26 protein-coding genes and 1 tRNA gene are annotated in these 23,701 nt (G+C 60.1%); 20 read left to right on the forward strand and 7 right to left on the reverse strand.

Annotated elements, in window-relative coordinates; all coding sequences use genetic code 11:
• The first annotated feature begins 34 nt into the window (after window positions 1-34).
• From ABHV46_RS14550 to ABHV46_RS14560, 3 genes are all read left to right on the forward strand, one after another.
• A complete protein-coding gene (locus tag ABHV46_RS14550; protein ID WP_336945617.1) occupies window positions 35-526 on the forward strand; it encodes a MucR family transcriptional regulator in 492 nt (163 codons plus the stop codon).
• Window positions 527-614: 88 nt separating this feature from the next.
• Window positions 615-1,559, forward strand: a complete 945-nt coding sequence (gene sppA, locus ABHV46_RS14555; protein WP_438382065.1) for a signal peptide peptidase SppA — start codon at window positions 615-617, stop codon at window positions 1,557-1,559.
• A gap of 69 nt (window positions 1,560-1,628) precedes the next feature.
• The gene (locus tag ABHV46_RS14560; protein WP_336945615.1) at window positions 1,629-1,925 is read left to right on the forward strand and encodes an integration host factor subunit beta; all 297 of its coding nucleotides are present in this window, start codon (window positions 1,629-1,631) and stop codon (window positions 1,923-1,925) included.
• Window positions 1,926-1,996: 71 nt separating this feature from the next.
• Here the strand turns inward: ABHV46_RS14560 and ABHV46_RS14565 are convergent, their stop codons facing one another.
• Both ABHV46_RS14565 and trxB read right to left on the reverse strand, forming a co-directional pair.
• The gene (locus tag ABHV46_RS14565; RefSeq protein WP_438382066.1) at window positions 1,997-2,887 is read right to left on the reverse strand and encodes a LysR family transcriptional regulator; all 891 of its coding nucleotides are present in this window, start codon (window positions 2,885-2,887) and stop codon (window positions 1,997-1,999) included.
• A gap of 177 nt (window positions 2,888-3,064) precedes the next feature.
• Window positions 3,065-4,021, reverse strand: a complete 957-nt coding sequence (gene trxB, locus ABHV46_RS14570) for a thioredoxin-disulfide reductase (RefSeq protein WP_438382067.1) — start codon at window positions 4,019-4,021, stop codon at window positions 3,065-3,067.
• A 312-nt stretch (window positions 4,022-4,333) separates the two neighbouring features.
• On the opposite strand from trxB, the gene ABHV46_RS14575 reads away from it, so the two are divergent.
• From ABHV46_RS14575 to ABHV46_RS14590, 4 genes are all read left to right on the forward strand, one after another.
• The gene (locus ABHV46_RS14575) at window positions 4,334-4,732 is read left to right on the forward strand and encodes an Lrp/AsnC family transcriptional regulator (protein WP_438384440.1); all 399 of its coding nucleotides are present in this window, start codon (window positions 4,334-4,336) and stop codon (window positions 4,730-4,732) included.
• Window positions 4,729-5,820 (forward strand): glycosyltransferase family 2 protein, encoded by a 1,092-nt coding sequence (locus ABHV46_RS14580; protein WP_438382068.1) that lies wholly within the window; start codon window positions 4,729-4,731, stop codon window positions 5,818-5,820. Before ABHV46_RS14575 ends, ABHV46_RS14580 begins: the two co-directional genes overlap by 4 nt.
• Window positions 5,789-7,249: a glycosyltransferase family 39 protein gene (locus ABHV46_RS14585; protein ID WP_438382069.1), complete on the forward strand. Its 1,461-nt coding sequence runs from the start codon at window positions 5,789-5,791 to the stop codon at window positions 7,247-7,249. Before ABHV46_RS14580 ends, ABHV46_RS14585 begins: the two co-directional genes overlap by 32 nt.
• 86 nt (window positions 7,250-7,335) lie before the next feature.
• Window positions 7,336-9,477, forward strand: a complete 2,142-nt coding sequence (locus ABHV46_RS14590; RefSeq protein WP_438382070.1) for a prolyl oligopeptidase family serine peptidase — start codon at window positions 7,336-7,338, stop codon at window positions 9,475-9,477.
• Window positions 9,478-9,628: 151 nt separating this feature from the next.
• Here the strand turns inward: ABHV46_RS14590 and rpsU are convergent, their stop codons facing one another.
• Window positions 9,629-9,832, reverse strand: a complete 204-nt coding sequence (rpsU, locus tag ABHV46_RS14595) for a 30S ribosomal protein S21 (protein WP_007283570.1) — start codon at window positions 9,830-9,832, stop codon at window positions 9,629-9,631.
• Between the two features lie 220 nt (window positions 9,833-10,052).
• On the opposite strand from rpsU, the gene def reads away from it, so the two are divergent.
• Genes def through ABHV46_RS14615 form a run of 4 tightly spaced genes read left to right on the forward strand, consistent with a single transcriptional unit; the run spans window position 10,053 to window position 13,112 of the window.
• Window positions 10,053-10,583, forward strand: a complete 531-nt coding sequence (gene def / locus ABHV46_RS14600) for a peptide deformylase (RefSeq protein WP_438382071.1) — start codon at window positions 10,053-10,055, stop codon at window positions 10,581-10,583.
• A 3-nt stretch (window positions 10,584-10,586) separates the two neighbouring features.
• Window positions 10,587-11,069: a MarR family winged helix-turn-helix transcriptional regulator gene (locus ABHV46_RS14605; protein ID WP_438382072.1), complete on the forward strand. Its 483-nt coding sequence runs from the start codon at window positions 10,587-10,589 to the stop codon at window positions 11,067-11,069.
• Entirely contained in the window at window positions 11,066-11,755 is a 690-nt protein-coding gene (locus tag ABHV46_RS14610; protein ID WP_438382073.1) for a response regulator, read from the forward strand. The genes ABHV46_RS14605 and ABHV46_RS14610 overlap by 4 nt, the downstream gene beginning before the upstream one ends.
• Window positions 11,756-11,765: 10 nt before the next feature.
• Window positions 11,766-13,112, forward strand: a complete 1,347-nt coding sequence (locus ABHV46_RS14615) for an ATP-binding protein (RefSeq protein ID WP_438382074.1) — start codon at window positions 11,766-11,768, stop codon at window positions 13,110-13,112.
• A gap of 123 nt (window positions 13,113-13,235) precedes the next feature.
• Here the strand turns inward: ABHV46_RS14615 and ABHV46_RS14620 are convergent, their stop codons facing one another.
• Complete coding sequence (locus tag ABHV46_RS14620) at window positions 13,236-13,808, reverse strand: outer membrane protein assembly factor BamE (RefSeq protein WP_336945605.1); 573 nt, start codon at window positions 13,806-13,808, stop codon at window positions 13,236-13,238.
• A 186-nt stretch (window positions 13,809-13,994) separates the two neighbouring features.
• Here ABHV46_RS14620 and ABHV46_RS14625 point away from each other — a divergent pair, with 186 nt between their 5' ends.
• The 7 genes from ABHV46_RS14625 to ABHV46_RS14655 all read left to right on the forward strand — a co-directional run bounded on the left by ABHV46_RS14625 (window position 13,995) and on the right by ABHV46_RS14655 (window position 18,500).
• A complete protein-coding gene (locus tag ABHV46_RS14625; protein ID WP_336945604.1) occupies window positions 13,995-14,591 on the forward strand; it encodes a DUF177 domain-containing protein in 597 nt (198 codons plus the stop codon).
• A gap of 137 nt (window positions 14,592-14,728) precedes the next feature.
• Window positions 14,729-14,932, forward strand: coding sequence for a 50S ribosomal protein L32 (rpmF, locus tag ABHV46_RS14630; protein WP_023977526.1), 204 nt, complete (start codon window positions 14,729-14,731; stop codon window positions 14,930-14,932).
• 65 nt (window positions 14,933-14,997) lie between these two features.
• A complete protein-coding gene (plsX, locus tag ABHV46_RS14635; RefSeq protein WP_438382076.1) occupies window positions 14,998-16,092 on the forward strand; it encodes a phosphate acyltransferase PlsX in 1,095 nt (364 codons plus the stop codon).
• Window positions 16,093-16,160: 68 nt separating this feature from the next.
• Window positions 16,161-17,114 carry a beta-ketoacyl-ACP synthase III gene (locus ABHV46_RS14640; protein ID WP_438382077.1) on the forward strand — a complete coding sequence of 318 codons (954 nt, stop codon included), beginning with the start codon at window positions 16,161-16,163 and terminating at the stop codon, window positions 17,112-17,114.
• Window positions 17,115-17,199: 85 nt separating this feature from the next.
• On the forward strand, window positions 17,200-17,523 hold the full coding sequence (locus tag ABHV46_RS14645; RefSeq protein WP_025840826.1) for an integration host factor subunit alpha: 324 nt from the start codon (window positions 17,200-17,202) through the stop codon (window positions 17,521-17,523).
• Entirely contained in the window at window positions 17,520-18,344 is an 825-nt protein-coding gene (locus tag ABHV46_RS14650; RefSeq protein ID WP_438382078.1) for a MerR family transcriptional regulator, read from the forward strand. The genes ABHV46_RS14645 and ABHV46_RS14650 overlap by 4 nt, the downstream gene beginning before the upstream one ends.
• Window positions 18,345-18,426: 82 nt before the next feature.
• A tRNA-Pro gene (locus ABHV46_RS14655) sits at window positions 18,427-18,500 on the forward strand.
• A gap of 218 nt (window positions 18,501-18,718) precedes the next feature.
• Here the strand turns inward: ABHV46_RS14655 and ABHV46_RS14660 are convergent.
• The 3 genes from ABHV46_RS14660 to ABHV46_RS14670 all read right to left on the reverse strand — a co-directional run bounded on the left by ABHV46_RS14660 (window position 18,719) and on the right by ABHV46_RS14670 (window position 21,378).
• Window positions 18,719-19,819, reverse strand: a complete 1,101-nt coding sequence (locus ABHV46_RS14660; RefSeq protein WP_438382079.1) for an AI-2E family transporter — start codon at window positions 19,817-19,819, stop codon at window positions 18,719-18,721.
• Between the two features lie 255 nt (window positions 19,820-20,074).
• Window positions 20,075-20,557, reverse strand: a complete 483-nt coding sequence (locus tag ABHV46_RS14665; RefSeq protein ID WP_438382080.1) for a DUF3574 domain-containing protein — start codon at window positions 20,555-20,557, stop codon at window positions 20,075-20,077.
• Window positions 20,554-21,378: an NUDIX hydrolase gene (locus ABHV46_RS14670; protein WP_438382081.1), complete on the reverse strand. Its 825-nt coding sequence runs from the start codon at window positions 21,376-21,378 to the stop codon at window positions 20,554-20,556. Before ABHV46_RS14670 ends, ABHV46_RS14665 begins: the two co-directional genes overlap by 4 nt.
• 89 nt (window positions 21,379-21,467) lie before the next feature.
• On the opposite strand from ABHV46_RS14670, the gene ABHV46_RS14675 reads away from it, so the two are divergent.
• Window positions 21,468-23,324: an ABCB family ABC transporter ATP-binding protein/permease gene (locus ABHV46_RS14675; protein WP_438382082.1), complete on the forward strand. Its 1,857-nt coding sequence runs from the start codon at window positions 21,468-21,470 to the stop codon at window positions 23,322-23,324.
• On the forward strand, window positions 23,321-23,665 hold the full coding sequence (locus tag ABHV46_RS14680; RefSeq protein WP_438382083.1) for a hypothetical protein: 345 nt from the start codon (window positions 23,321-23,323) through the stop codon (window positions 23,663-23,665). Before ABHV46_RS14675 ends, ABHV46_RS14680 begins: the two co-directional genes overlap by 4 nt.
• The last annotated feature ends 36 nt before the right edge of the window (window positions 23,666-23,701 follow it).

Raw genomic sequence — 23,701 nt, forward strand, 5'->3', positions numbered from 1 at the left:
TTAAAAGAGTTAAACTTCAACAAAGAGAAAATAAATGTCAGAGTCTGAAACCAACGTCGCCCTACTCGAGCTGACCGCTCAGATTGTTTCATCTCATGTTGCTAATAATCCTATGGCCGGAGACGAGCTCCCGGGGATGATCAAGCAAGTATACAACGCGCTGCAGGGTGCCGGTCAGGCCGATCCCGAGCCGGAGCGTCCGCAACCTGCCGTGCCGATCAAGCGTTCGGTTTTCCCCGATTACATCGTTTGCCTTGAAGACGGTAAGAAGCTGAAGATGCTGAAGCGCCATCTTCAGAGCGCTTACGGCATGTCGCCCGAGCAGTACCGCGAACGCTGGGGTCTGCCGAGCGACTACCCGCTGGTTGCGCCGAATTATGCTGAGCGCCGTTCGCATCTCGCCCGTGAAATTGGCCTTGGTCGCAAAATCAATGCAGGCGTGGACGCGGCTGCCCGCGCTTCTGCTGCAGAAGGTACCGAAGGCGAAGAGCGCCCGGCCCGTCGCGGACGTGCCAAAAAGGCCTGATTTCGTTTTAACCATATAGACTTGTTATTAAAGGCAACTCATCCTGCGGTGGGTTGCTTTTTTTTATTGCCGGTTGAGGAAACGAGTCATGACGAATGAGACGATGCCGGGGGATGACGTCGGTATGGTGAACCGATACCAGCGCCGCCGTCTCGTGCTTTGGCGTGGGGTAGCGCTCGCTGCGCTCGTCGTCGCGGGTGCGGTTCTCTTCATCCCTGCGCGTCCCCATCCTCCCGCCGATGCCATTGCGCGTTTCGATGTAAAGGGTGTCATCTCCGATCAGGTCCGTCCGCAAGTCGAGGCGATCGAGCAGGCTGAGCACGATCCTCATATCCGGGGTCTGCTTCTGGTCATCGATAGTCCAGGCGGCGGTGTAACGGGTGGCGTTGCTTTGCATGATGCCGTGGCTTCCTTCGCGGCACATAAACCCGTTGCGGTTTCGATGCAGGGCACTGCTGCCTCTGCGGGCTATATGATCGCTGTGGCCGCCCAGCGCATCTTTGCGTATCCCTCCACGATCACCGGGTCGATCGGTGTGATCATGATCCGACCTGACGCCTCGGGTCTGCTGGGTCGGATCGGATTGACGACCGATACCATCGCCTCAGGCGCTATGAAGGATCAGTCCCAGCCTTTCGTGCCGCTCAAGCCAGAAGGGCGGGTCATGTTGCAGGGAATCGTCGATGACCTTTTCGACCAGTTCGTGACCATGGTCTCCAAGGGGCGTCGCCGCCCTGTCGATGACATTCGCGCCCTTGCCGATGGGCGCCCCTATACGGGTCGTCAGGCGGTGCCGCTTCATCTGATCGATCAGCTTGGTGACGAAGACCAGGCGCTGGTCTGGCTGCATGGCCAGATACATGACGGGAAGGCCCTGCCAGTGCGGCCGATCAAGGCGGAGAAGCCCCCGCATTCGCTTCTCGGTCGTCTTGAGCGCAAGTTCGGTGGCGACTGGTTTGGTATTGCTCAGGCGGTTGAGGCACTGACCGCCTATCAGAAGCTTGACGGTGCCGTAGCGATTTTGCCACGGTAGCAGAAATCATACCCCTCGGATGCGCCGAACGGCGCGTCCAATCGATTTCGAGAGCGCATAGTTTTCTTCATGACGAAATCAGAACTCATTGCTGAACTCTCAGCGGCGCATCCTCATCTGAATGCTCGCGACATCGAACTGATCGTCCAAACGATTCTGTCGGAGATCTCGTCAGCTCTCGCCCGCGGTGACCGGGTGGAGATACGTGGCTTCGGTGCTTTTGTCGTGAAGAAGAGGGAGGCCAGGCAGGGACGCAATCCTCGTACCGGATCGAGCGTTGCGGTGGGCGAGAAGACGATTCCGTTCTTCAAGGCAGGCAAGGAACTGCGCGAGCGGGTCAATAGTCTGCACGCACGCAAAGCGTGATGATCGGGCTGTCGATTGGCACGATTTCTCCTGGAGATGCCTGATCGAGCGACAGCTGCCGCCGAGCGCCGTTACAGTTTCGCTCCCTGAATTTCACTCAACAGAAAGTCACGCAAGACGGTGATGCGCTTCGACATCTTAAGTTCTTCGGGATAGACGAAAAACGCCTCCACCGTAGGCACGGGCTCGTGGGGCAGAATGCGCAGCAGTTCCGGGTGGGCCTGTGCGAGATAGGTAGGCAGCGATCCGATTCCCGCGCCATGGGCGATTGCGCTGGCGATGGCTGGAAAGCTGTTGATTTCGAGCTTGTTGCGCACCGATCCATGGCTCTGACGTCGCACGAGATCGAGCAGCCAGAAAGCATCGGGCAGTGGCGGGGACAGGCCCGCAAATCCGACCAGATGATGCTGGGACAGATCGGCAATGCTGGTAGGCATGCCGTGCTGGTCGATATAGGCTTGGCTCGCGTAGATCGGCATCAGAAAATTGGCCAGATGACGCTGGATCAGATCGGCCTGGCGGGGCGGGTGCATGCGGATGGCCACATCGGCTTCTCTCATGCCCAGATCGAGATCGGTGTCCTCCATGATGAGGCTCACTTCTATGTCGGGATGAAGCCCCAGAAAGCGTTGCAGCCTCGGAGCGAGCCAACCCAGGCCGAAGCCGGAAGTGGTGGTGATCTTGAGCTCGCCTTTTGCCTTGACCTTGCTCTCGCTCAGATAGGCTTGCGTCAGGGAAAGTTTTGAAAAGACCTCCCTGACCGTATGATTGAGCGTCTCGCCCTGTTCAGTCAGGATCAGCCCGCGCGCATGGCGATGAAATAGCGGAACATTCAGTGTTTCTTCCAGAGCCGAGATCTGGCGCGACACGGCAGACTGGCTGAGGTTGAGCCTGTCTCCGGCATGAGTGAAAGATCCTGCTTCAGCAACAGCATGGAAGATACGCAGTTTGTCCCAGTCCATGCGGCTTTCCTAGAGCTCGTTCTCCGACCGCAGGACAGAGAAGGGCCTGCCAGGCGCGATCGCCTGCCAGCGTCCCATGCGGTCATGAAATGTTGATCTCCTTGACTTGGCAGCATTCTTTGACTCTGCCAAGTCATTTTATGCAGCAGATCTTACGCAAGAATAACGATCTCGCTCTCAGGACAATCCAGCAAGAAGATGCTCGGCCTCAAGTGCGGCCATGCACCCTGTTCCGGCGGCAGTAATGGCCTGCCGGAATTTCTTGTCCTGCACGTCACCTGCCGCGAATACGCCAGGGATCGATGTTCTGGTGCTGCCCGGTGCGGTCACGATATAGCCTTCAGAGTCGCAGTCCAGCGTGTCGCGGAAGGGGCCCGTGTTCGGGCTGTGACCGATGGCGACGAAAACACCATCCACATCGAGGCTCTGTTCGCTGTTGTTCTGGGTATTGCGCAGTCTGACGCCGCAGACGACTTCAGGCTTGCCTGCACCGAGAATTTCCTCGACCGCGTGGTCCCACAGCACGGTGATTTTCGGATTGGCGAAAAGCCGGTCCTGCAGAATGCGTTCTGCACGTAACGTGTCGCGTCGATGGATGAGCGTTACATGATCGGCGTGATGCGTGAGATAAAGCGCCTCTTCGACGGCCGTGTTGCCGCCCCCAATCACCGCGACTTTCTTGCCGCGATAGAAAAAACCGTCGCAGGTGGCGCAGGCGGACACGCCGCCGCTTTGAAGGCGGGCTTCGGAAGGCAGGCCCAGCCATTTGGCCTGGGCGCCAGTCGCAATCACGACAGTGCGGGCCAGATAGACTGCGCCGGAATCGGCAGTGAGCGTGAAATAGCCGTCTTCGGTCTTCTGGTCGAAGCGCGTATCGGTAATCAGGTCATAATGAATCTGTGTTCCAACATGCTCGGCCTGGAGCCGCATCTGTTCGACGAGCCAAGGCCCCTGAACCGGCTCGGCAAATCCGGGGTAGTTTTCGACTTCCGTTGTGATGGTCAGCTGGCCGCCGGGTTGAAGTCCGGCCACGAGAATCGGCTTGAGATTGGCGCGCGCGGCGTAGATGGCTGCGGTATAGCCCGCTGGCCCGGCGCCGATCACGATCAGGTCGGTTTTGAAACTCTGGCTCACTGGTGAGGTCCTCGGTCTGGGCCCGGCGGCATGCGCGCCGAGCCAATGTGAAGAGACATGTATCAAGAGACATGGCTCTTGGGTCATGATGCAGATATAGGTGATGCAGCGCGCCTGCCAACCGACTAGTTTTGACCGACCCTCACGGTGACGATGACTGACAACGACTCAGAAGACCCTCATTTCCATTCCGGTTCGTCGCGTGGCGATACGCCTGCGGGGGGTATCGCACCGGGGCCCTCCGCTGCCGGCATCGTCGATCTCGACCCGATCGACCGTCAGATCGTGGCTGAGCTTCAACGTGACGGTCGCATGACCAATGTGGAGCTGGCCAGGCGCACAGGGATCTCTGCGCCGCCTTGCCTGAGGCGTGTCAGACGTCTTGAGGAAGTGGGCGTGATCGAAGGCTATCACGCCGATGTCGATGCATCGAAGTTGGGCTGGTCTCTCACTTTTTTTGCGCTGATCGGGCTCGAAAGTCAGAAAGGGAGCGTGCTCGAAGCCTTCGAAGCTGAAATCGCCGGCTGGGCGGAAGTGCGTGAGTGTCACATGATACGCGGTGGCGGCGATTTTCTGGTGCGTCTGGTCGCCCGCGACGCCGCACATCAGAATCATCTGACCAAGAGACTCACCGATCTTGATCATGTCGTGCGGGTGCAGACCCTTCAGACAATCCGCACCAGTCTCAGCAGAGCCGGTGTTCCGGTATGATGCAGCCGCTCCCGGCGGACCTGACACTCGTCATTCCCTGTTATAACGAGGCGCCCAACGTTGCGCCTCTGATCGAGGGTGTAAAGCGCGCTCTCGAAGGCATGAAATGGGAGATCGTCTTCGTCGACGATAATTCTCCCGACGGGACCGCCCAGGCAGTCGAGGAGTCGGCGCAGGCAGACCCGCGCGTGCGTTTGATCCGTCGCGTCGGGCGCCGTGGCCTGTCTTCCGCGGTTATCGAGGGCGCGCTCTCATCGACGGCGCCGGTCATTGCCGTGATGGATGGCGATTTGCAGCATGATGAAGCCATTCTGCGCGATCTCGTATCGCCGCTTCTCGAAAACCGGGCCGATATTGCGGTGGCGAGCCGCCATGTAGAGGGCGGCGACAGCAGCGGGCTGGCCAATCGCTGGCGCCACATGTTGTCACAGGCTGGGATCAAATTGGCCCAGAGTATCCTGCCCATGACGCTTTCCGATCCGATGAGCGGTTTCTTCGCCATGAGGCGCCCTGTTTTCGAACAGGCCGTGCCGCGCCTGACGGGGACGGGATTCAAGATACTGCTCGAGCTGGTGCTTTCCGTGCCCCATACGGCGCGGCTGATCGAGGTGCCTTTTGTTTTCCGGCCGCGCGTGGCCGGAGAAAGCAAGCTCAGCCCTCTGGTCATGGTGCAGTTTCTGGGCATGTTGATCGAGCGCGCCTGCGGTGGCTGGCTGCCGACGCGCTTCGTCATTTTCGCTGCGGTCGGGCTTGTCGGCATCGCGGTCAACCTTCTGATTTCGGAGACGGCGCGTTTTGCTGGGGCGAATTTCCAGATCAGTCAGGTAGTCGGCACGGCCTGCGCCATTCTGGTCAACTTCCAGCTCAATAACCGCGTCACCTATCTCGATCGCCCGCTCAGGGGGAAACGCTGGCTGCCGGGGCTCTGTATTTTCGTCACAGGCGCCACGATAGGGGCTTTTGGCAATATCGGGGTGGCTCAGCTTCTCTATGACACTCATGGGCATTGGAGCCGGGCCAGCGCAGCCGGCGCGGTAATCGGTGTGGTCTGGAATTATGCGATTGCTTCTACCCTCGTCTGGCGCTGACGATTTCAGTGTTTTCCGTCTCGACGGAAAGCGTGCCGTGGTATTTTTCTGGACGTTGCTGATCGGGTTGACGCTGCTGCGTCTTGCTCTGGCCGCTCGTCTCGGGGTGACGCCGGATGAGGCGTATTACTGGCTCTGGTCGCAGCATCCGCAGCCCGGTTATCTCGATCACCCGCCCATGGTGGCGCTCTGGATACGCCTGGGCACAATGCTGTTCGGCAATGATCCGCTCGGTATCAGGTTCTGCGGCCCGGTTTCGGCCCTGATCGGCTCTGTCGCGCTTTTCTGGGCGGGGCGCGATCTTCTGGGTAGTCGTGCCGCAGGGTATCGCGCGGCGCTGCTGCTTAATGCCACGCTCATGCTGGGGCTGGGCGCCGCGACCGCAACGCCCGACACACCGCTGGTCTTTTTTCTCGCCTGGACGCTCTGGGCGCTGGGGCGGCTTGTCAGAACCGGTCAGCCAATCTGGTGGCTCGTCATCGGTGTGTTTTTCGGCCTGGCCTTTGATAGCAAATATACCGCCGTTCTTCCCGCTTTCGGCTGCGGTCTCTGGGCGCTGGTCACGCCGTCCATACGGCGTCATTGGCTATGGCTGTCGGGTGGGTGTGTCACAGGCTTGCTCACGATCGCTCCCGTGTTGTTCTGGAATGCCACCCACCAATGGGCGAGCTTCGCCAAGCAGGGTGGCAGGGCTGGGGATTGGCATCCGCTTCGCGCGCTGAATTTTCTGCTCGAATTGGCGGGGGGGCAGCTTGGCCTCGCAACCCCGCTGATTTTCGTTCTGTTCTGTATCGGTTTGGTCTGGTGCCTGAGAAGGGCGAGTGACGATGTTGTCGCGCGTTTGCTGGCCTGTCTGTGCATCATTCCGGTTGCGGTGTTCGTGCAGCATGCTTTTGGCGGGCGGGTTCAGGCCAACTGGCCGGTCGTGCTTTACCCGGCAGCCGCTCTGGCCGCCGCGGCAACAGGGCGGCGCATAGGGCTGGCCTGTGCGCTCGGTCTGATCCTGACCGGGCTGGTCACGGTACAGGGCATTTTCTCGCCCCTGAAGCTCTCTGCCCATCACGATGTCATCGCCCGTCAGACGGCGGACTGGTCGGGCCTGAAGGAGCGCATGCGTGCGGCCCTGCCGGAAGACGAGGCGCTGGTTGCGGGAGATTACGCTCTGGCGGCGGTCATCGCCTATCACGACCCGGCTCATGCCCTGTTCAGCTATGACAAGCGCTGGGCCTATCTCGGGCGTGTTCTTCAGCATCCGCACAAGGCGATGCTTATCCTGCGGGAGAGCGAGCGGCCGGATCTGCCAGCATCCTGGCTCGGCTCGACCGAAAACCGGCGCTTTTGCCGGATGCTGCGGGGCACCCCCATGATTTGTTACAAGCTCATCCCGCTTGCCCTGCCTGACAACGTCCAGATGTACAGGCTCCCCTGACGCCGTCAGTTTGCGCATAGAACACCTGTTCCCCTTGCCGAAACGCTGTTCTAGGCTCCCTCACGTTTCCAAGAAGGGAGAGAGCCATGAGGCGCATTCTGTTGGCGATGACATCGCTTGTGTGTACGTCCCTGATCGGGGCGGTGCCGCTTCAGGCCAAGGCCGATCCTGCTTTTGCCGTACCCTCGCGGGCGGTGTTGGAGCAGGTCCAGGGGAAGCAGGCTCTGGACTGGGTCCGTGCCCAGAACAGTCGCAGCGCCACGCTTTTGCAGGCTGACCCGCGCTATCAGGGTTTTTATGATTCCGTGCTCAAGGTCGAACAGGCTTCCGGGCGTCTGCCCCTGCCGGATCAGGCAGGCGGGCGGATCTGGAATTTCTGGCAGGACGCTTCTCATCCGAAGGGAATCTGGCGCGTGACTACACGCAGCTCTTTCGAGAGCACCAACCCTGACTGGACGACCGAACTCGATATTGATGCGTTATCAAAGCAGGAGAAGCGTGACTGGGTGTTTCAGGGCGCCGATTGTCTGTCTCCTGACGCGCGACGCTGCCTGATCGTCCTGTCGCTCTCAGGCGAGGATGCGTCTTTCTATCGTGAGTTCGACACGGTCACGAAAAGCTTCGTACCGGGTGGGTTTGCGTTGCCGCACTCGAAGCAGCGTGCAGCCTGGCTTGATCGCGACACATTGCTCGTCTCGCGCGACTGGGGTTCTGACAGCATGACGCGATCGGGCTACCCGTTCAGTGTGCGCCTTGTAAAACGCGGCGAAAAGCTTTCGGACGCTAGAGAACTCTATCGCGGCACGCAGGAGGACATGATTGTCGAGCCCGAGATGTTGCACGACAATCAGGGCAAACAGATCGCGATCATTCAGCGCAATCTCGATTTCTTCCGCAGCGAGTATCGGGTTTATGACCCGACGACGCAGAAGCTGAGCCTTCTGGCCCTGCCGCAGAAAATCGGCTTCCTCGGCTATTACGCGGGCAAGCTGATCGTCAGGCTCGATCAGGACTGGAAGCTGGACAAGACTTATACGCAAGGCAGCATTCTTGCTCTTGACCCGGCATCGCCCCAGACCCTGCCCGAGGTGCTGGTCGCCCCGGACGCCCATGAGACGACCGCCGATATCGGGATCACCTCGAAGGGGGTGGTCGCCATCATCTACCGCGACGTCCAGCCTTCCGTGCGAGTCTACCGTCCCATAGAGGGGCAGGAACATGGACGCGCGCCCTGGCAGGCAACCACTATCGCTCTACCGGCTAACGTCTCGGCCTCGCTGCAATCATCCGACCCGTCCGAAGCCTATGCCACGCTGAAACTCGAAGGATATATCGCGCCGCCTCAGCTCTGGAGCCTCGATGTGTCAGCAGGCAAGGCAAAGAAAATAAAGGAGACGCCTGCGCTTTTCGATGCGAACGGCCTCGTGACCGAGCAATATTGGGTCAAATCGACCGACGGTGTGTCCGTGCCGTATTTCGTGGTGCATCGCAGCGACTGGAAGCTCAACGGCCACAACCCGGTGCTGTTTACCGCCTATGGCGGGTTCGATCTCTCCTATCTGCCGACTTACTACGCCGATATCGGCAAGACCTGGCTCGAGCGTGGCGGCGTCTACGTTGTGGGTAATATTCGCGGTGGCGGTGAATTCGGCCCGGCCTGGCACGAGGCAGGCATGAAATCGGGCCGCCAGCACGCCTATGACGATTTCGCCGCCATCGGGCGCGATCTGGGCAAGCGCGGCATCGCCGATCGCGACCATATGGGTATTCGCGGCCGGTCGAATGGCGGGCTGTTGATGGGCGTGGAATTCACGCAGCATCCCGATCTGTGGAAGGCCGTGATCATCGGCGTGCCGCTGCTCGATATGGAGCATTTCGAGACGATGGCGGCCGGGGCTTCGTGGGCCGCGGAGTACGGCCATATGGCTGACCCTGCCGAGCGTCCTTTCCTGGAGCGTATTTCGCCCTTACAGCAGCTGAAGAAGGACGTCACCTATCCGGTGCCTTTCATCTTCACCTCGACCAAGGACGATCGCGTCGGACCGGTTCATGCGCGCCTTTTCGCAGCGCACCTGGCTGAGCTGGGTAAGAACTTCTTCTATTATGAAGATACCGAAGGCGGTCACGCTGGTACGGTGAACGCCAAGGAGATCGCGCGTGAGCGTGCGTTGGAGGCGGTCTATCTGTCGCGTAGCCTGATGGATCAGGATTCGTCACCCAAACAGTGAAGCCGTACGGGAGCTGTATTCCGGGGCGGGCAGGGGGCAGGATGCCCTCGCCCAGCCTTGGCGCTTCGTCAGGGAGGCTCGGGAGTCGTCCAGGCACAAAAAAACCGCCGTAAAAACGGCGGTTGATCTGTTTGCCTTGGAGGCAGGCTGATTAGAAGCCTTCACGCTCCAGGCGCTTGCGCTCCATCTTGCGGGCGCGGCGAACCGCTTCGGCCGCTTCACGAGCGCGACGCTCGGAGGGCTTCTCGAAGTGGCGACGCAGCTTCATCTCGCGGAAAACGCCTTCGCGCTGCATCTTCTTCTTTAGCGCCTTGAGCGCCTGATCAACATTGTTGTCACGAACCAGAACCTGCACGGGTCTGTCATCTCCTGTCCGACCATAGGATCATGGTCTTGTTTGTAAATGCGATGCAGGAACGCGGCGCCGATGGCAAAGCGTTCCAAAGAGGCCGCCGCCTTAGCACAGGTTTTGAAGAGGACACAAACGGTTTGAGCAGTATCGTCCGAAAATTATTCATGTCACGATGCACCTCATGATCGAAACTTTTTCCGTCGGTTAAGGACAGGGTAGTTAAATGGCGTTGCTGAAAATCGCGCGAATGGGGCATCCGGTACTGCTTCAGGCGGCGCAACCGGTTGAAGACGTTCATTCTTTATCCGTGAGGCAACTTGTTTCCGACATGATCGAAACGATGCTCGATGCCCGGGGGGCGGGGCTTGCTGCGCCGCAGGTTCACAAATCCTTGCGCCTTTTTGTTTACCATGTTCCCGAGCAGCGCTGTGCCGAGGGCGAGGCGCCGATTCCGCCCCGTGTGCTGATCAATCCCGAGATCACACCTGTGGGTGATGCCATCATGCATTGCACCGAGGGCTGCCTTTCCCTTCCGTTGCTGCGCGGTGTCGTGCCGCGCCACGCCATCGTCGGCTATAAGGGGCTCGATCTCGATGGTTCGGTGATCAGCGGTGAGGCGCGAGGCTTTCATGCCAATGTGCTTCAGCATGAGTTCGATCATCTCAATGGCATTCTCTACACCATGCGCATCAGGGATTTTGCCAGTTTCGGCTATGCCGATGAGCTGATAACCCCGCGCGATAGCGAGGATTGAGTCATGTCTGGCCTGCGTGGCACACGCGATGCGCCGGGACAGGCGCATCTGTATCTTCGAGAAGAGCAGATACGCCTGACTTACGAGGCGATGCTGCTGGCCTGGCGCGAACTCAGCGCCACATGCGATCCGTTGCAGCGTGATCACCAACTCGGTTCAGCCCATCACAGGGTCATGTTTCTGGTCTCGACCCATCAGGGGCTAACCATGAGTGCCCTGTTGCGGCGTCTCAACATCACCAAACAGAGTCTGAACCGCGTGCTTCAGGATCTTATCGCCCGCAGTCTGCTGGAGCAGCGACCTGATGACCGCGACAAGCGGGTGAAGCGCTTGCATCTCACTCCCCAAGGGAGCGCGATCGAGGAAGAAATCTTTGCAGCATTGCGCGACCGTATGACGCTTGCCTACCGGGCTTCGGGGGGGCAGGCGGTCGAGGGGTTTCGTCGCGTTCTGGCAACTCTTCAGGGTGAGGGAGGCATGACATGAACCAATCGCATGTTCTCGTCGTCGATGACGATGCGCGTCTGCTGCGTCTGCTGCAGCGGTTTTTATTCGAGAACGGTTTTCGCATCACCATCGCGATGGATGCCGAGGCGGCTCGCAAGATCCTTGCCGTCACCCAGCCGGATGCGATGGTGGCCGATATCACCATGCCCGGGGAAGACGGTTTGAGCCTCACACGCGCGCTGAGAGAAAGCGGGCAGGTCTTTCCGATCATTTTGCTGACTGCCAGAGGCGAGCCCGCAGACCGTATCATCGGGCTGGAATCGGGCGCCGATGATTATCTGGGCAAACCGTTCGAGCCCAGAGAGCTGCTGCTGCGCCTGCAGGCGCATCTGCGCCGCCATGTACCGCGCCCGAGCAGCACCCCCCGCCTGTTGCGTCTGGGCAAGCTGGAATTCGATACGGGGCGCAATCTGTTGAGTGGGCCGGAGGGCATCGTGCATCTGACCAGCGGCGAGGCGGCCCTTTTGGGCGTTCTGACGCGCACGCCGGGTGAAATTCTCTCGCGGGAGGCTATTGCCGAGGCACTGGGGATGGATGAGATCGGCGAGCGCGCTGTCGATGTGCAGGTAACGCGTCTGCGTCGGCGCATCGAGCCCGACCAGAAAGAGCCGCGTTTTCTGCAGACCGTCAGAGGCAAGGGCTACGTGCTGAAGCCCGGTAGCTGAAGGGGGCGTTATGCAGATCGCCCGTATGATGGAGCGTGTGCTCAGGCGGCTTCTGCCGCGCTCTTTTCAGGGGCGCTCGCTCCTGATCGTGCTGATGCCGCTCCTGATCACCCAGATTGTGGCGCTTCAGCTCTTTTACGGCAACTACCTGAATGTCGTGTCGCGTCGGCTGGCCGACGGTGTGGTGTCCGATCTTTCGTTCATTGTGGATTCGGTCGAACACATGCCTGCCCAGCGTGACTGGCTGGTCACGCAGGCACGCTGGCGCACGCAGCTGGAGATCGATTTTCATCCCGGAGCCACGCTGACGACCAAAACTGCGCCTTTCGTGCTCGGCCCGATGGACGAAGATCTGACCAACGCCGTCAAGCGCGTCTTCGACGCGCCCTGCTATATCGACTGGAAGGCGACGAAGCAGAGCGTCAGGCTCGAGATCCCGCTGCGCGATGGCTTGCTGGAGGTCATCGTGCCGCGCAAACGTCTGGATGTAGGACCGATCTGGCTATTCGTTGCCTGGGAGGTCGGCAGCGCTATCCTCCTCTTCATCGTGGCTGGGCTTTTCGTCGGCAAGCAGGTGCGTGCCGTTCGCCGTCTGGCCAAGGCGGCGGAGAATTTCGGGCTGGGGCGCGATGACGGGCCGATCCAGCCTCAGGGCGCGCTGGAGATACGCAAGGCCTCTCTCGCCTTCAACCGCATGCAGGCGCGCGTCAATCGCTTTGTCGCCCAGCGCACGGCGGTGCTTGCGGGCGTTTCGCATGATCTGCGTACGCCGCTCACGCGGCTGCGCCTGACACTTGCCATGATGCCGATCGAGGGCAGCGTCGACGCACATGAGCTGCGCCCCGACATCGACGATATGGTTGCCGATATTGCCGAGATGGAGCGTTTGATCGGCAGTTACCTCTCCTTCGCCCGCGGCGAGGGAGAGGAGGAGTCGGTGCCAACCGATCTTCTGACTCTGATACGCGATGTGGCGGCGGATACGACGCGGGCAGGGGGAGAAGTACTGGCCATCCATGCCGAGCAGAATCTGATCGTGCCGGTTCGGCCCGACGCCATGCGTCGCGTGTTGATCAATCTGGCGGAGAATGCCCGCCGTCATGGCGGACGCATGAGTTTTTCCCTGCGTCAGGCTGGCCGGATGATCGAGATCACCCTGGACGATGATGGCCCGGGAATCGCCCAGTCACGACGCAAGGATGTGTTCAGGGCGTTCAGCAGCACGTCCGGTCCTGAAGGGGGGAGCGGTCTGGGACTGACAATTGCCCGTGACATCATGGCTGCCCATGGTGGCAGCGTGGTGTTGCGTAACAGCCCGCTCGGCGGTTTGCGGGTTATGCTCAAACTGCCGCGCTGACGCGTCGGAGGGTTTTCGCGATCGCATGGTGGCGTTTCAGAAGAAAAAAATACCCGGCAGGAAGAGGCTTCCGGCCGGGTCGGGACGAGAGGGGATATAAGCCCCGACAGAAGGCGGTGAGAGTTACGGGATCGAGTTGCCAGTGCCACCATGACCCGTGCCGACACCAGCGCCCAGCGGGCCCTGCGTGCCGCCGAAGGTGCTGCCCATGTTGCTCATCGGGTTGTAGCGGCCGACATTGCCCAGCAGCTGCTGAAGCACATTGACCTTGGTGCCCGGCGTCGGGGTTGTCTCGCCCACCATGCCGACATTGTAGCCATTCTTGCGATGCAACGTGTCCATGCGACGCAGCACGCCACCGTTATCGAAAGCCAGTACCAGAACGTTCTGCTTGGTTACGCGCGGAAAGCCGAGAGGCTGGGGCACGGTCACCATGGAGATATAGATCCAGGTATTATCGTCGAAGGTTGCGTGCGTCGTCGGCGAGCCGAGAATATCGGTAACGTCATTGCGCGTGCTGGTACCCGGCACGAGCTGGGAATAATCGTCCTTTTCAATCAGCGATCCGCGATTTTGCGGAATCGGACTGAAAACGGAACAACCCGCCAGCGCAAGGGGAGCGATGCAGAGCAGGGCGCGCGCAAAACCCGCATGCGATTTCTGCCGCGGGGAGGTCTTCTGGGAGGCGCTCTTCATGGCGGGGTATGGTGTCCTGCACTGATCGAGAAAAAGTCGAGAGATCGTTTCGCCGCGACGAAAACAGCGTTTGCACGCCATGGCAAGATGATCGAACTCTTCTATATTGCGGAGAGCGACGGTAAGGCAATTCGGAAAAGAAAGCCCGTCTGCGGGTTTTTCATCGTCAGTATCAGGAAAACAGTCATGAGCGACAGCCAGGGGCTCTCCCAATCCCACTCCCCCCAGCCGGAATTCTCACGCCGTCTGCTGCTCAATCGTATCGGTCATGACGGGCTGACAGAAACGATCAAGGCCAGTGATGCCGAGTGCCGGGCTCTGGCCAGACGGCTGGAAATTCCGGCCGTCCACGCGCTGAACTGTCGGTTCAACGTCATTTCGGAGCCTTCCGACCATTTTGTGCTCGAGGGCGTGCTGACCGCCCACGTTGCCCTGGAATGCGTCATTACAGGCGAGGTTTTCGAAGACGCGCTGAACGAATCTTTCGCTGTGCGCCTCGTGCCAAGCCGACGTTTCTCCGAGGAAGCGGCCTCCGATCTCGAAGCGATCGACGAAATCCCCTACGAGGGCAATGCGCTCGATCTGGGCGAGATTGCCGCGGAGCAGCTGGCTCTGATGTTGCCCGCTTACCCGCGCAAGCCGGGGGCAGCCCTCGAAAATGCGGTTGACGAAGCCCCCCGTGAGGCGGCAGAGGATGCCGAAGATGAAGCAGGTGGCCGACCCAACCCGTTCGGTGCCCTGGCCGGTCTGTCTCTCCCCAAAAAAAAGACGGATCTGAGCTAGAAACGAACAGGATGCTTGCGACCCGGCTTTGGGTCTGCTAGAGCCGCCCGCCTGATCATAGTGAACAGCATCGTATCCTGCTGCGGTCGAATGGCGGCCAAAAGCGGGGGCGATCTAAGAAGAAAGAGGCTCCTGCCATGGCCGTCCCCAAAAGAAAGACCACGCCGTCCCGCATGGGCATGCGTCGCAGCCATCACGCCCTGACCGTTCAGGCTCATGCCGAATGCAGCAATTGCGGTGAGCTGAAGCGCCCGCATCACGTCTGCGCGCATTGCGGTCATTACGACGGTCGTGAAGTCGTTGCTTCCGGCAAGACGCTCAAGACGACCGTTCGCGTTTGAGGCTCGATGGAGCCGGTCTATTTCGGACTGGCTCCTCTTGTTTGAAATGAGACGCGGGGCGGAGCATGACTGACCTGAATGCGACGGCCAGCCAGGCTGCGCCTTATTGTTTGGCTATCGATGCGATGGGTGGGGATCATGCCCCTGAAATCGTTCTGGCCGGTTTGGATCGCGCAGCCGATCGGCATCCCTCAGCGAAAATATTGCTGGTCGGTGACGAGGTTGTTCTGCGCCCGCAGCTTGAGCGCTTCCCCAAAGCGCAGCGTATCTGCGAGATCCGCCACGCTCCTTCCTCCATTTCCATGGAAATGAAGCCGACTGCGGCGCTGCGTCTTCGTGATTCGTCGCTGCGTATGGCGATCGACGCCGTTGCTTCGGGCGAGGCTGGCGGGGTTGTGTCTGCGGGCAATAGCGGCGCCATGCTGGCTCTTGCCAAGATCGTTCTCAAAACCCTGCCCGGTATCACGCGTCCGGCCATGGCTGCGGTCAATCCGTCGGCTCGCGGTGATGTGGTCATGCTCGATCTGGGAGCGAATATCGCCTGCGATACGCGCAACCTCGTCGAATTTGCCGTCATGGGCGAGGCGTTTGCCAAGGCCGTGCTCGGGCTTCCGGCACCGAGCATCGGTCTGCTGAATGTCGGTGCCGAAGAGCTCAAGGGCGATGAACGCCTGCGCGCTGCTGCCGAGATTCTGCGCGAATCGCCCCTTTCATCGCAGTTTCATGGCTTCGTCGAGGGACATGACATCACGGCGGGGACGACCGACGTGGTCGTGACCGACGGTTTCTCGGGCAATATTGCGCTCAAGACCGGTGAAGGCGCGCTCAAGCTCGTTTCCATGCTGCTTCAGCGCGTGTTCAAGACCAATCTCCTGACCCGCATCGGCTACCTCCTTGTGCGCCCCGGACTGGAGCGTATGAAGGAATGGATCGACCCGCGTCGCTATAATGGCGCCGTTTTCGTCGGCTTGAACGGTATCGTGGTGAAATCCCATGGCGGTGCCGATGCCGAGGGCTTTGCTGCGGCAATCGATGTTGCGATGGACGCGGTCACCCACTCGATCAATGAAAAAATTCGCGAACGTCTTCGTCAGGTCGAGGCTCTGATGGCCTCTCCCGACCCTGAAGGCGAGCTTGCTTCTTCCATCACGGCGGCCTGACGGACGTTGTGAGGGATCGGCCGACTGGGGATTTGCGCCCCGCTGGCACCAGCTCAAGAGGAAGAGATATGTCCCTGCGCGCGCGTCTGACCGGATTTGGCAGCTATCTGCCGAAGCGTGTCGTCACGAATGCCGAGCTTGCCGAGCGTATCGAGACCTCTGACGAGTGGATCAGAACCCGTACCGGGATTGCCCAGCGTCACATTGCGGGTGAGAGCGAGACGGCGGTCAGCATGGCGAGCGCAGCGGCACGCGCGGCTCTGGCCTATGCCGATGTCTCTGTCGATTCGGTCGATGCGGTAATCGTCGCGACGGCAACGCCGGATCAGGGTTTCCCGGCGACGGCCGTGCGCGTTCAGGCTGCTCTCGGCATGAGCCAGGGCTTCGCCTTCGATCTCACGGCTGCCTGTTCCGGTTTCGTCTTTGCGCTGTCGACAGCTGAAGCTTTCATTCGCAGCAACCAGGCGAAAAAAGTGCTGGTGATCGGCACCGAGATCTACTCGCGCATTGTGAACTGGGAAGACCGTACAACCTGTGTGCTGTTCGGTGACGGCGCAGGGGCGGTTCTGGTCGAGGCGAGTGAGGACGAAGAGGCAGGGATTCTCTCAACCCACCTGCACAGCGACGGTGCGTATGGCGATCTGCTGTATGTGGATGGCCCGACCACCGAGAAACCTGTGCTGCATATGCAGGGGCGCGACGTGTTCCGTCATGCGGTGGCAAAGCTCTCCGCCGTCGTCGACGAAGCCCTGATGGCCAATGGCCTCTCGGCTGAGGATATTGCCTGGCTGGTGCCGCATCAGGCCAATCTGCGCATTATCGAAGGCATGGCCAAGAAGCTCGATCTGCCGCTCGACCGTGTGGTGGTGACGGTCGATCGTCATGCCAACACCTCGGCTGCGTCCATTCCTCTCGCGCTCGATGAGGCCGTGCGTGACGGTCGCATCAAAAAGGGCGACCTTGTGCTGCTCGAGGCACTGGGTGGTGGCTTGACCTGGGGTTCGGCGCTGGTCCGGCTGTAAGCAGCCTCTCAGGTAAAACCAACGCGCAAGCGCTCGGCATCATTGATTTGATTGACCTTCATTACTGTCATGATACGGTGGTGTCATGACCACGGTGACCCGCGCGCAAATTGCAGAGCACATCTACAGCCAGGTTGGGCTGTCCCGGCACGAATCCGCCGATCTGCTCGAGACGGTTCTTGAGCTGATTGCCGCGCGGCTCGAAAAGGGCGAGACCGTCAAACTGAGCGGCTTCGGCACGTTCTCCGTCCGCCAGAAGGGCCGCCGGGTGGGCCGTAACCCCAAGACCGGTATCGAAGTGCCGATTCTGCCGCGTTCTGTGCTGGTCTTCCGACCGAGCCAGATTCTCAGGGCTGAAGTGAACGGCGAATCGACCGAAGGCCTCGCCAGCGAAAGCGATGATTCATGACCACGACCCACGCCTCTCCCGAACTCTCCAGAGTGACGGAGGAAAAGGCGGATCTGGAACGTCTGGTCAAAGGTCCGAATGCCTATCGTACCATCAGTGAAGTTGCTGACGAGCTGCATGTGCCACAGCATGTACTGCGTTTTTGGGAGACGCGGTTTCCCGAGGTCAAGCCGCTCAAGCGGGGGGGAGGGCGCCGCTATTACAGCCCCGAAGATGTCGATCTGCTGCGTCACATCACCGATCTGCTCTATGTGCAGGGTTACACGATCAAAGGGGTGCAGCGCGTTCTGAAGGAGGCGCTACAGGGCGCTCCTGTTACCGCAGTGGCCTCGACCCCTGTCGAGCGCGAAGAGACTCATCCAGTTGTGGCAGAACACGGTGCCGAGATCCGTCATGCCGAATCCGGTGCCGGGGAGGCGCCCCGTTCGGACGCTGAGACCTTGGGTGGGCCTAACGAGGAAATACGCCCCACCTTCGATATTCCTGCCTTTCAAGACAACGATCGTCAGAGTGAGACCGTGCTGCCCTCTCGTGGCATCGAGATCGAGCCTGTGACCGACCCTGGTGAAGAGACTGCGGCCTCGGACGTTCCCGACCCGGTCGAAGAGAACCCCGACGGGGCATATGATCAGTCATCTAACGAGAATGCCCCGATAGCGAACAGCGAGTCGGTGATCGCCTCGGTACTTTTCGACGAGTTGCTCGATTTGCGCGCCCGGCAGGAGCGCTGGCAGCAGGAGAGGAAGGCGCTGCGTCTGGCGCTTGAGGATGTATTAAACGAACTCGATAACCTGCGCGAAATGGTGCCAGAGCAGGGCTGAAACCGATTGAGTAAAAAAACCTCTACGGGAGCGCTTGCAGGATCGTCCCCCCCCTGCTAAACGGCCTCTACCGCAGGACTGACGGGCAGTAGCGCAGCCTGGTAGCGCATCAGTCTGGGGGACTGGGGGTCGTGGGTTCGAATCCCGCCTGCCCGATATCTTCGTCCTGCGGTTATCTCTTTTCCATGATCGAGAGTTCTGGTCCCGTTTCGGCAGTTTGCCGAGGCGGGTTTTTCGTATGGTTCTACCTGTGTCGGAAGCGGTCCCGCTTTAACGTCGTGCCGAGAGGGCAGGCATGAAAAAGCCCCCATGATAGGGGGCCTGAAGGGGGATCAGGTCGGAGAAGAACCACGTTGCCCTGTGGGCGTCTCGCTCTAGCCGCCCTCCTCTTGCAGCTCCTGCTCCGAATCTGCGCTCCAGATGCGCCAGAGCAGATGCACCGCAGCCATGATTGCCGGGCCGAGGAAGAGACCCAGAAGCCCCCATGTCTCGACACCGGCCAGAATGCCAAGAAGCACCCACAGGAAGGGCATTTGCGTGCTGCCGCCGATAAGGGCGGGGCGTATGAAGTGATCGGCCACGAAAATGACGATGGCGCCCAGAACCACGACAACGATTGCCGAAATCATCTTGCCCTGGATCATGATCAGCAGAGCGGCGAGAACGACCGTAGGCAGGCCGAGAAAGGGGATCATGGCCGCGACGCCGGTCAGCATGGCGAAAAGCAATGGCTGGGGCGTATCGGTCAGTACATAGGCCACGCCCATGACAAGACCTTCGCCCAGACCGACCAGAACCAGACCCGCCACCGTGCCGTGAACCGAGGAAATCATCTGGCGCGCGAGTTTTTCACCGCGCTTGCCGAACGTGCGGTTGGAGACGACCAGCACGCGATGGATGAGATCGGCGCCATCTCGCAGCAGGAAAAACAGGGTGAGGATCGAGAACAGGAATAACGTGGCGCGCTTGGCGACCTGGGTGGTTACCTGGCGCGTTACTGCCATGCCGTGGCCTGCGTCAAAGGAATGGAACAGCCGGTTGAGATGTTCCGGGTTGACCAGATTATTTTGCCACCAGCGAGCGACCTGTGCACGTTCGAAAGGAAGATCGTTGAGCCATTCGGGCATCGGAATGCCGGTATGGCGCACTTCGTCGATCCAGTGCAGCGCGCTCTGCGCTTCCTCTGCGGCCTTGAAGCCAACGAGGCTCAGCGGAATGAGAAAGATGAGAGCGATGGCGGCCGTAAAGAGCATGGGCAGCCATTCCGTGCGACCGAATTTTTTTTCCGTGCGCTGGTAGAGCGGCCAGGATGCAATGGCAAACACGCACCCCCAGAGCAGGGCGGGCAGGAAATTCTTGAGTGTGAAAAGCGCGAGCGCGATGAAGAAAAAGCCCAGTAATCCGCGCGCACGGCGCTGGGCGCGCCCGAGCGGCGAGCTGGTAAGCGCGCTTTCATCCGGGAAATCGCCTTCCACTTCCCGATCCTGGCCCTTCGCGAAAATCTTGCTCGGGCCCCTGGGAGGGGTGGGGTTCTGGTCCGTCATCATGTTCCTCGGGCCTGGGTCACGCGTTTTTCGTTTATGCAACGACCATCGCACCTGATCGTCGTGACGCGCCGACACGGCCTCTATTGCTGGTGAATCCTGAGCTTGTCAGGGCGGCCTGAGTCATTTCTTACACGTTACGGCGGCGCGACACTATCGCAGCGTAAGGGCAGAGAAGTCCATAGATCAGAAAGAGGCGCAGCCCTGCTGTATGAACGCCGCGACCGAATTCTGGTTGAACTGGTTTTTGTAAGTTTTACGGATGGCATCAAGCTTGGATCGAAGCTCAGACGACTCAGGGGCAACGATCCAGACCAGCCTGGAGTTCTCGCGGATGACTGGCTTTGCCGGGCCTTCCTGCCACTGGCCTTGCGCCTCGAAAACGGAAAAACCGGCAGGAAAACGCGGTGTCACGGTCTGAGCGAGGAAATCGGACCACTGAAGGGCAGAGACGGCCCCGCCACCCGGTATCGAAAGGCCGAAGGCAAGCGTAATGAACATACTCTGCTGACCGCCGCTTCTGGCGCAGAAATCCGCACGCGAAGGGTCTGAGGGCGGGACTGGCGAAACCCGGGTGCAGCCCGGCAGCCCGGCGGCAAACGAACCGGCGAGAGCCAGCATGGCGAGGGGGCGCGCTGTGGCGGTGCGCAATCCCGCTACAGGCATCATGCGCTTTCGAGAGCCTGGCGCAGACATGCAGTCTCCTCGGCTGTGAAAAGACCCCGACGCATAAAGAGATCGATCAGCACCAGATTGACGTTGAATTTGATGTCGTTCGTATCGCGCAAGATCTGAAAAACCGTCTCGATCGGCATGAGTTCGAAAAACGCGACCTCTCCGTCCACCGGCTGAGGCACGAAATTCTGGGGAAGGATCAGGTCGTAACAGAACAGCGTGTCCTGACGCAGCCCCTCTGGGCGCGCCATGGCGTAGCGAAGTGTTGCGACTGGCTGGGCCTGGGCTGCCAGCTCAGGAGGAATGGCGGCTTCCTCTCCAGCCTCCTTGATCAGCGCTTCCAGGGGGGAGAGGCCCGTGCAGATGCCCCCGGCGGCCAGATGATCGAGCTTGCCCGGATCGAGCCTCTTATTCTGCGCCCGGTGCCCCATCCACAGGAATACTCCTTCCGGCTTCTCGACCAGACCGTTGAGATGCACGCCCGCTGCCGTGCAGCCGAGAAGGGGGAGGGCGCCGCGATCGATCCTGCCGATAACGATACCGCTTTTGTCGAAAACGTCGAAAAGCTCGTTATGGGGGCGATAAAGCCCTTGTGCGGCCAGAGCCTCACCAAGCGGTTGCAGGGCGGCCCCATCCGGCAGGCGGAAAACCTGGCCGTCAGCATAGCCGAGCACTGTCAGAGCCTCGAAAAGGCGCGGGTCGGCCAGGCCGAAAGAAGCGTTGCCCGCCAGAACTTCACGACGCGGACCGGGCAGGGTAGCTGTCTGGCAGTTCCGTATATGGGCGAGAAACGGGGCGAGGCTGTCGTCATGCATGAAAAGCGTTACTCTCCTGTCAGAACCACGACGATATCGCGTATCGCAGCGCGATTGCAAAACGCCCTGCCGCGCCTCAGGTTGGGACAATGATCCTCCCTCGTACTCTGCCCTTTTCGGTGACCAGCCTTACGCGCGCCTGGCGGCTGGTCCTGTCTCATGACATTCGTTATTTCCGCCTTGGCATCGGGGGCACGCTCCTTCTCCTTCTCGCCGAGCGTCTCTGCCTGCTCGGCACGCCCTACCTTTTCAGCCGGCTCGTCGCGTATTTTTCATCCCCCGATCTAAGGATCGTGGTGCCCGTGACGCTCATCCTCTCCTATGCAGGACTGATTTTCTTTCGCAGTGCTTTCTCGGCGTTGCAGGAGCTGGTTTACCAGCCTGTTGGTCAGCGTCTTCAGGCCCTGACAGCGCAGGAGGCGTTCAGGCATCTTCTCGATCTTCCGTACCGCTTCCATCGTGACCGACAGACGGGCGCGCTCACCCGTGCCATCGAGCGCGGTTCGGAGGCAGCGGATACGCTGCTGCGTCTTGCACTGTTCAACATCCTGCCTGCGATTCTCGATACCGGGCTCACGATTGCGGTCGTTTTCTCGTTTCTCGGTGCGCGCTATGCCTGTGTCATCCTGGTTGCCCTGCTCTTCTATATCGCTCTGGCACAATGGTTCGTCCGCCAGCGTGTAAAGGCGCGGCGGCAGCGCAATGATGCCAACGGCAAGGCGCAGCATTTCCTGCTCGATTCCCTGCTTAATTTCGAGGCAGTGCGGCACTTCGCCAATGAGCGGCATGAATTTTCACGTTACGAGACCGCCCGCCTTGCACAGGAAAAGGCGAGTCTGCGCATGACCTTCGTGGCTGGATTGTCTTCCGTCAGTCAGAACGTGATGATCGCCGTCGCAACGCTTATCATTTTCTTTATGGCCGCGGGAGATATGGTGGCCGGTAAGCTCGACGTGGCGGCGTTCGTCCTGATCGGCACTTATTTGCGCACGCTCTATCAGGCCGTCATTTCGCTCAATATCGTCTATGCAGGCTGGCGCAATGCCTGCGTCGATCTGGAAAATCTGACCGATCTGATGGATGAGGCGCCACGTGGTGGCGATCCCGAGCCGGATATCAAGCCTGACGGGAATGCGGAAATTCTCATGCCTGCCGCGCTCGATTTCGAAAAGGTCAGCTTCGACTATGACGGCCGTGAGATCCTGCACGATCTGTCTTTCAGCGTTGCCCCCGGCGAGACGGTCGCTCTTGTCGGACCGACTGGAGCAGGGAAATCGACTATCGCCAGACTGATTCTCGGCGCCTACGCTCCAGCATCGGGACGCATCCTGCTGGATGGGCGGGATCTTTCCTGCATTTCACCCGCAGAATTGCATCGCATGATCGGGGTGGTGCCGCAGGAGACGCAGCTCTTCAACGACACGATAGGCTACAACATCGCCTATGGTCGGCTCGACGCGACCCAGGGCGAGATCGAACAGGCGGCGCGGCTTGCCCAGATCGATGGGTTTATCGACGAGCTGGAGCAGGGCTATGACACGCTGGTAGGGGAGAGGGGGCTGAAACTCTCTGGCGGCGAACGCCAGCGTATCGCTCTGGCGCGGATCATCCTGCGCAAACCCCGCCTCCTCCTGCTCGACGAGGCGACGAGCGCACTTGATACCGGCACCGAACAACGTCTGATGGAGGCGTTGCGTCAGGTCACTGCGCGCCAGACGACCATAGCTATTGCCCATCGCCTCTCGACCATACGCCACGCCGATCTGATCCTTGTTATCGAGTCAGGCCGCATCGTCGAGAAGGGAACTCATGACGCGCTGATGGGGCTGAAGGCGCGGTATTTTGCAATGATCACCAATCAATCAGACCCGGTATCTGGTTTTCCCGATGAGGGCGACCTACGTGTTGGGCCGGGACATCCAGTCAATAGAGGAGAGAGTCCATGACAAAACAGGCCGAAGCACTCGCCCGCGATTTTCATCCCGACAAGGCCGTCGAGGAGGAAATTCGGGAACAGGCTGCTCATGATCTCTCCAGCGAGCCCGACGCCGTTGAGATCCCTGAGGAGTTGCTCAAATGCGGCGTGGTCATCGACAAGGCCATAAGCTACCTCGTCGAACAGAATCTGCCTGCCGAACTCATCGCTTCAGCCTTGCTCGGCGGATCGCTGGGCGTTCTGGCGCGCACGACCGATGCCGAAACGATGATCCGTATGCTGCAGACGGCCATCGACAGTGTCAGATCGGGTGAACTGATCTGTGCGGACGCGTTTTCCGACGGCGAATGACAGTTTGCGACGCTTTCGGCTTGACGAGAACGGGGG

This window comes from Asaia sp. BMEF1, from assembly GCF_051628905.1.
Classification (GTDB): Bacteria; Pseudomonadota; Alphaproteobacteria; order Acetobacterales; family Acetobacteraceae; genus Asaia.

Bases quoted from the DNA above. Each gene is read 5' to 3' on its own strand.
- ABHV46_RS14550 (WP_336945617.1), top strand. From the start codon at position 35: ATGTCAGAGTCTGAAACCAACGTCGCCCTACTCGAGCTGACCGCTCAG.
- sppA (WP_438382065.1), top strand. From the start codon at position 615: ATGACGAATGAGACGATGCCGGGGGATGACGTCGGTATGGTGAACCGA.
- ABHV46_RS14560 (WP_336945615.1), top strand. From the start codon at position 1,629: ATGACGAAATCAGAACTCATTGCTGAACTCTCAGCGGCGCATCCTCAT.
- ABHV46_RS14565 (WP_438382066.1), bottom strand. From the start codon at position 2,887: ATGGACTGGGACAAACTGCGTATCTTCCATGCTGTTGCTGAAGCAGGA.
- ABHV46_RS14575 (WP_438384440.1), top strand. From the start codon at position 4,334: ATGACCAATGTGGAGCTGGCCAGGCGCACAGGGATCTCTGCGCCGCCT.
- ABHV46_RS14580 (WP_438382068.1), top strand. From the start codon at position 4,729: ATGATGCAGCCGCTCCCGGCGGACCTGACACTCGTCATTCCCTGTTAT.
- ABHV46_RS14585 (WP_438382069.1), top strand. From the start codon at position 5,789: ATGCGATTGCTTCTACCCTCGTCTGGCGCTGACGATTTCAGTGTTTTC.
- ABHV46_RS14590 (WP_438382070.1), top strand. From the start codon at position 7,336: ATGAGGCGCATTCTGTTGGCGATGACATCGCTTGTGTGTACGTCCCTG.
- def (WP_438382071.1), top strand. From the start codon at position 10,053: ATGGCGTTGCTGAAAATCGCGCGAATGGGGCATCCGGTACTGCTTCAG.
- ABHV46_RS14605 (WP_438382072.1), top strand. From the start codon at position 10,587: ATGTCTGGCCTGCGTGGCACACGCGATGCGCCGGGACAGGCGCATCTG.
- ABHV46_RS14610 (WP_438382073.1), top strand. From the start codon at position 11,066: ATGAACCAATCGCATGTTCTCGTCGTCGATGACGATGCGCGTCTGCTG.
- ABHV46_RS14615 (WP_438382074.1), top strand. From the start codon at position 11,766: ATGCAGATCGCCCGTATGATGGAGCGTGTGCTCAGGCGGCTTCTGCCG.
- ABHV46_RS14620 (WP_336945605.1), bottom strand. From the start codon at position 13,808: ATGAAGAGCGCCTCCCAGAAGACCTCCCCGCGGCAGAAATCGCATGCG.
- ABHV46_RS14625 (WP_336945604.1), top strand. From the start codon at position 13,995: ATGAGCGACAGCCAGGGGCTCTCCCAATCCCACTCCCCCCAGCCGGAA.
- rpmF (WP_023977526.1), top strand. From the start codon at position 14,729: ATGGCCGTCCCCAAAAGAAAGACCACGCCGTCCCGCATGGGCATGCGT.
- plsX (WP_438382076.1), top strand. From the start codon at position 14,998: ATGACTGACCTGAATGCGACGGCCAGCCAGGCTGCGCCTTATTGTTTG.
- ABHV46_RS14640 (WP_438382077.1), top strand. From the start codon at position 16,161: ATGTCCCTGCGCGCGCGTCTGACCGGATTTGGCAGCTATCTGCCGAAG.
- ABHV46_RS14645 (WP_025840826.1), top strand. From the start codon at position 17,200: ATGACCACGGTGACCCGCGCGCAAATTGCAGAGCACATCTACAGCCAG.
- ABHV46_RS14650 (WP_438382078.1), top strand. From the start codon at position 17,520: ATGACCACGACCCACGCCTCTCCCGAACTCTCCAGAGTGACGGAGGAA.
- ABHV46_RS14665 (WP_438382080.1), bottom strand. From the start codon at position 20,557: ATGATGCCTGTAGCGGGATTGCGCACCGCCACAGCGCGCCCCCTCGCC.
- ABHV46_RS14670 (WP_438382081.1), bottom strand. From the start codon at position 21,378: ATGCATGACGACAGCCTCGCCCCGTTTCTCGCCCATATACGGAACTGC.
- ABHV46_RS14675 (WP_438382082.1), top strand. From the start codon at position 21,468: ATGATCCTCCCTCGTACTCTGCCCTTTTCGGTGACCAGCCTTACGCGC.
- ABHV46_RS14680 (WP_438382083.1), top strand. From the start codon at position 23,321: ATGACAAAACAGGCCGAAGCACTCGCCCGCGATTTTCATCCCGACAAG.